Raw genomic sequence first — 6,392 nt, 5'->3', positions numbered from 1 at the left:
AAAGAACCTCAAAAATTAGCTTAGCCTAGAACCAGTTTATAGCAGTTCTATAAGGTAAAAAAGAAATGAAAACGGGGTTTTTTCACAGCCTGACGGTTTCGGGCTTGGCGAAGGTGGCGATTTTCACCACAAATGTTGATGCGGAGAACCAAACTTTGATTAACCACAAATGTGTCTGCGGAGCACTGAACCGCCACTTTTGCCAAACCCGTGTTATGCCTTCGTTGTTCTTTTCGGTCGTCTATTTGTCTGTCGTTGGTGATGTTGGGCAGACATACTCTTTTACAAGCTTTGGTTTGCGTGTCGGCTTGTGCAGCTTGTAAATGTGTATGACTGCGAAGTGTCGGCATATTAGTCAAGGATTACTTTTCTAAATGTTATTGATACTCTCCGGTCTCTTTTGAAAGTGTCATTGTTATACTTGTCGGACTTACGCTGTGGTATTCCGTGGTAATAATTAAATCTGCTTTCATTTTTCATTATAAGCAAAGTCCGTGGCTCAACAAAAACTTCAATTTTATTTTTAGAATTTGGTTCTTTCTCAAAGTTCATTACACAGGTCGAGCCAAGAGATAGCGAAATAATTGTGTCCCCAAAACAAGGTTCACAGTCAATATGCGGAGATATGCCTTGTCCACTTTCATACTCGTTTATTATAGCTTGGTCGGGAATGAAGTCAATTAGTTTACGTTCGTAAATGTTTTGTGCCAAAGTTTTAAGCCATACTGGTAACTCACCTAAAAAAAATGAATTGTTTATTTTTCTTGCTTTGTAGTCATACTTATAACCATAGTGCTGAACACGTCTTGTTAAATCATTAAGCCATTTTGAATTGTCGATAAAATGCAATAATTCTGTTTCTTCCATTTTATTAATGAAATCAAAGTGCAATTCAAGCCCTTGAATTTTTTCAATTAATTCAAGCGAACACTCTCTGTTAGTCTTATTTCTATTGCCAAATAGGTCTGTTTGCATTAGTTTGAAATTATTTCATAAGTGAATGTTTCTGTTTTATCATACCAATGTTGAGCATCATTTTTATATGAAACGGTTTCTGATTTATGGACAATTACATTATCAAAATTCTTTAGTGCCTTTTTGAATTTTGTATAATTATGATGTCTATGAACTGGATTTTGATAAACTAAAATATATTTGCTTAAAGGAAATGTTGATACCAAATTATTAATTTCATTTGCTAAGTCAATCGTTTGTTCAATTGTAAGGTTAGCAAATAGATACGAAAAATTTAAAATAACAGTATTTGAAACTCGTAAATTTTCCTCCAATAAATCTTTGTTTATTTGCTTTATAGAGTTCGTAAATTCAAATTTTGAGGGTTGAGAAAATAAATTTGATTTACTAAATATCTTTGCCTTATCAATCATTGCGTTTGAAATATCAATTCCGAAATATTTAAGATTGAAATTTTCCACACTTGATTTAAAAAGTTGATTAAACGCAATCCCAGATGTCATTGGGCCACAGCCAAAATCAAGAAACATCAATCTACCTGCTGTTTGTTTTATTTCGAGTTTAAAGAAATCTGAAAAGCTTTCATAGATTGAATAGTTTGAAAAATAATGCTTACGCATATTATAAAAGCAATAGAGATTAACCTTGTCTTGGATACTAAATTCTTGAGAAAATAAATTCAGCTGGTATGCATTATCGAAATTAGTACGACCGTATTCAATAACATTGTTTCTAATAAAATCATTTGAAACACCAAGAATTAAGTCGGGGTAACTTAGAGTACGTTTATCGCTCTTTAAAGGATTGATAATTATTTCTTCGTAAATCTTCTTAAACTCATCATCTGGAGTATAAGTCTTCCCCGTGATACCTTTATCGGAATTAAAATAGTTAAAATGTAGCTTATCGTTAAGAACGTCCTCAATTGAATCCCAAATATACCCGCCTTGTGATTTGACAAACTCTATTAGTTTGAAGTAAATTAAATTATTTGAAAGTATTGAATCATTTCCAATTAATATTAATTGCTCTTTTGCCCTCGTTAAAGCTACATTTAGCTTCCTATCAACAGTTCCATCATCGTTTAAATTTACAATTCCGTTCAACTGGTACGGGTTATTAATTGCAAATGAAAAAATAATTACATCTCTTTGGCTTCCTTGGTATCGTTCAACTGTATCTACAGTGATGTCTTCGTAGTTTGGTATTTCAGCCTCTTCAAGTTGTTGTTTAATTAAAGCTATTTGATTGCGGAAAGGAGCAATGACTCCAATAGATTTTTTATTTTCAAATTTCTTATCGTTTAGTTCATATAATTTCTTTACTGCATCAACAATTTTAACTACTAAATTTGCTTCTTGAAGGTTTGATTTGCCAAAATGATTTTTCTTGTCGATTTTACTTTGAAAATAAATTAATCTTTTCTTAGATAGTAAATCTTCGAGTGTGTTTTTTGTTTGTGATTTTAAGTTTAAAGAAAGCACTTGTCTTTCAAGTTCTTTTTTATCAATTTCATTTAAAGTAGGTATGTCATATGCTTGCTGTAATTTTGAATCATAAAAACTATGATTAGGAAACAAGGCAATATCTTTGTGCATCCTTCCTTGATAGGTAAGAATATCAAATGCGAAATTTAAATTATTCTTCTCACAAAAAGCATAAAGTCTCTCGAATAAGGAATTTTTTCTGTTTTCTAAACCAATAGATTCTAATAATTCATTTTTCGTTTTTGATGCTTCAACATCTTGTAAAACAATTGCTGGCAATTGTTTATGGTCTCCAATTAAAATAAATTTATCGCACTTAGGAAGTATACCAATTATTTGAGGTTCTAAAATCTGTGAAGCTTCATCAACAATTACAACATTAAATTTCTTTAGCTTGAAAATATCCATCTTACTTGCCATTGAAGCTACTGTCGAAATGTAAATTCTATGTTTGTTCAATAATTCTTTGAGTTCGTCTCTGGACGAAACATTTTGACAAATATTCGAAAGTAGATTATGTTTATGCTCTTGTGAGCAAGATAATTCATTGCCTATTCTTACAAAATTTCTATCTGACCTACCCCAATTAATACGACCATCATTTTTGTCGTCAAAATTTATGATTGCATTGTTTACTGCGTCACATAATTCATCAACGGCTCTATTGGTATAGGCTAAAATAAGAATATTTGTAGTTTCATTTTTATAGAGTTCTTTAACGAGTTCTTTAATTATAATTGAAGTTTTTCCTGTTCCTGGAGGTCCATTAAGTAAGAAATAATCTTTTGCAGATAACGCTTTGTTTAGGATTACATTTTGCTCTTCAGATAGAGAAGTGTTTTTATATCCACAATCATTTCCTTCTATTGGCTTGGCAGTTGTTAGTAAAAGTTCCTTTTTGTTTTTTGATGAACTTAAAAACGAATATATATTTCGATACATAGCTGTAAAAGAGCTATCCATAAAATCTCTTTCTAATGCCCAAGTATTAAAGGAGTCAAAATATTTTGTATTTCGCTGTCTGTATCTAAAACTAACAGTCACTGCATTTTTTGATAATTTCGTTATCGAACATTTGAAAATTTGGTTTGTGGTTACGGTATCATTTTCATCTTTTCTTGGATAAAGAACACAAATATCCCCCTCTCTAAAATTGACAAACTTATTATTCTCATTTGTTCGCTTAAATGTAATTTCTTTCTTCTCGTTCGCTACAAGATTTTCTGAAATTGATAAATCAAATAGAATTTCAAATTTTTCTGCTTTTTCGTTGAAAGAGTTAAGCCAAAGATTCGCTAAGCCATTATTGGTTTCGTATTGCCCATTCCCGAGTTTAGCCAAATATTGTTCTCTTGAAATAAAACTTACAAACGAAAAGAAATATGTTTTTTCAATGTCGTTTGCTTGATTTATTGGTTTTAAAAACTCGGCAACTTGTGGTTCTAATAAAGCCCTAAAATTTTGATGAACATTAGGAGCATTTATGATTGCATTAGGAGTTATTTGTTCTATAATTTCCTTGGTTTTTGAAATTATGTCGGATGCCAAAAGAAACTCATTGATAATAATCTTGTTTCGTAGATTTAATATATTTTGTATTTCTTTTAAAAAAAGAAAATCAGAACCAAGTCGTAAATTATTTTGATTGATTTTTGAATATAAAATGTACCCATCTATTTTAGTACTAATCTTGTTAAAATCAACATTTGTTAAAAGTGCTATTAATTGATAGTATAAAAATAATTGTGTTTTATGATTAGGTTTAATGCTTTTACCGTCATCAGGAAAAGGTACTCCACCTGATTTTAATTCTATTATTTTAGAGTTTTTTTGCAAACTATTATTTTGCTCAAAAATATCAAGTCTTCCCTGAATACCGTACAATTCACAAAGAAAAGCGGGTTCTAAGGATGCTGATTCTATTGAAATATTAAGTTTAGGGAAATCATTTTCGACAACTCTCTTTATATTTGTGTAGTGCATTTCTGCATCTCTCAAATAGCCTTTAAATTTATCTTCCGCGTTTAAATCTTCGCAGGTAGTGTATTCAAAAGGGTAAGATTGAAAATCTTTTTTAATTGTGTTCTTGAAAATTACCTGTGAATGTTTGTCTTCTGAAAATAATTCATCAATTACCAAATTAGCAAAATTTCCAAGTCTTATGTGCTTAGAGTTGGGTAGTTCTTCAAATTTTGATTTAATATAATTTAATTCAGTTGTTCCATAATCCTGAAAGCATTCAGCAATTGAAGATATGTCAACCAAATAGTCGGGTTCAAGAATTATAAATTTCGGGTGATAAATTTCGTTTTCATCAATCTCAATATTTACTAAAAATAATTGAGCTCCCTTCCAAAAATCATTTACACTTGTAAACTTATCATTGATTTCTGTTTCCTTGATTTTAACCGTTATATAATCTTCATTCTGATTTGTGTCTGGGTTGCACAATAAAGAATCCCCTCGAATCTCAATGATTTCAACCCTAAGTTTATTAAGTCTCGTATTTTTTGAAACTGTTTTAGGTGTCTGATACTCTATTTTAGGATATAGATTTTTTAAGTCATTAGGTACTGCAACATTGTAGGCAGAAGAAATAAATTCACAATAATATTTCAGATGTGTAAAATACTGGTCTTCGGTTGGTTTTAAATTGTCGTGCAAAATAGTATTTGCCGTAACTCTAAACCCGTGTATTTTCTTTGTCGTGTTGTATTTGTCGCAAACAAATGAAAGTCGAGAAAATAGATTTGAAAATTGTATCACTTCATTTAGTGTCAAATCTTTTGTGATTTTTTCAAGAAGTGTCCTAAGTTGCGTGTATTTTAAATTTATAGGAATATTCTTGTCAGAATGAACCTCAAATACTTCGTCAAAATATGTTAGTGCTTTAGTTCTATCTGTCATAATGTAATGTTGGTGCGTTGGCAAAATTCAAGCTCTTTTGGTTGCGAAGCGGTCGCCCGTGTGTTGGGGCAACCAAATGTGCTTGAATGTGCGGTCGGCTTTGTTGTCCGTTGGTTGTTTTTTTCACGTTGGTCTGTCTTTTTACAATGAGGCATAACGTTTTGCAGATTTGCGATGGGCGGGATTTTTACCACAAATGTTGATGCGGAGCACAAAACTTTCGGCTACCACAAAACTGTCTGCGGAGCACGAAACCCCGCCTATTGCAAATGTGCTGTTAGCTGCTGCCCTTCTATTCAGTCTGTCCATTTTTATTGTCCTTTACTAAGATTGTCGAGATTGATTTTGCGTAAATAATTGCAATAAGTCCAACAACTATTTTAATAGCTGCTGTAATAATGAAATTAGTGTCGTAGTCCTTGGTCGGCATACTGCTTTGAACAAGTTGAATGTGGTTCTTCAACTTAAAAGCAAAGTCAGGAAGCGTCCAAACAATTAAGAGAAGTCCCATAATTGCAAGTGCAATTTCGTAAATGATTTTTCTGTCTGCGAATAATGTTGAAGTTTCTTCGTAGTCGGTCGGCTTACAAATAAACTTTACAATTGTCTTGGTTTTAAGCGTCAGAAATGTTGCAAATAGAATTACAAATACAAAGTTGGCGATACTTAAAATAAAAAATGGTGTCTGGTCAAAGTCGCCAAATGCTTCAGGGTTTTGTTTTGCTTGTGTCATTACAGCAAATGTTGTCAACACGTCACGCAATAAAGCAATGGACGTAAAGAACAAATACAGTCCGAGGATTTTAATTGCAATTTCGTAGATGTCGGATTTTTTCATTGTCTGTTGTGTCGTTGTTTAGGGTTGCAGCTAACGGCAGTCTGTGAAAAAACCTCCGCTGTATTATTTTCAAATATAACAAAATACTAGAATAAAAAGAAGATTTTTCGTATTTTTAATCATGCAACACATCACAGGTATTTCCCGTCAACAACTGCGTTTTTCAAGTTTAGAAGACACTATAA

The 6,392-nt window shown here is 31.8% G+C and carries 5 protein-coding genes; all 5 read right to left on the bottom strand.

All coding sequences use genetic code 11. From position 1 onward, the window contains the following. Positions 1 to 351: 351 nt before the first annotated feature. The 5 genes from DFR66_RS13640 to DFR66_RS13630 are packed head-to-tail and all read right to left on the bottom strand — an operon-like array spanning position 352 to position 6,207. Positions 352 to 975, bottom strand: coding sequence for an alpha-ketoglutarate-dependent dioxygenase AlkB (locus DFR66_RS13640; protein WP_114755372.1), 624 nt, complete (start codon positions 973 to 975; stop codon positions 352 to 354). Next, complete coding sequence (locus DFR66_RS13635) at positions 975 to 5,369, bottom strand: DEAD/DEAH box helicase (RefSeq protein ID WP_114755371.1); 4,395 nt, start codon at positions 5,367 to 5,369, stop codon at positions 975 to 977. The genes DFR66_RS13640 and DFR66_RS13635 overlap by 1 nt, the downstream gene beginning before the upstream one ends. Further along, positions 5,359 to 5,496: a hypothetical protein gene (locus DFR66_RS13950; protein WP_158634655.1), complete on the bottom strand. Its 138-nt coding sequence runs from the start codon at positions 5,494 to 5,496 to the stop codon at positions 5,359 to 5,361. Before DFR66_RS13950 ends, DFR66_RS13635 begins: the two co-directional genes overlap by 11 nt. A gap of 14 nt (positions 5,497 to 5,510) precedes the next feature. After that, complete coding sequence (locus DFR66_RS13945) at positions 5,511 to 5,678, bottom strand: hypothetical protein (RefSeq protein ID WP_167400513.1); 168 nt, start codon at positions 5,676 to 5,678, stop codon at positions 5,511 to 5,513. Further along, the gene (locus DFR66_RS13630; RefSeq protein ID WP_114755370.1) at positions 5,662 to 6,207 is read right to left on the bottom strand and encodes a hypothetical protein; all 546 of its coding nucleotides are present in this window, start codon (positions 6,205 to 6,207) and stop codon (positions 5,662 to 5,664) included. Before DFR66_RS13630 ends, DFR66_RS13945 begins: the two co-directional genes overlap by 17 nt. Between the last annotated feature and the right edge of the window lie 185 nt (positions 6,208 to 6,392).

Source organism: Flavobacterium glaciei (assembly GCF_003350545.1).
Lineage (GTDB): Bacteria > Bacteroidota > Bacteroidia > Flavobacteriales > Flavobacteriaceae > Flavobacterium > Flavobacterium glaciei.
The sequence above is the reverse complement of the archived record's forward strand: the minus strand, read 5'-3'. Positions and strand labels throughout refer to the sequence as shown.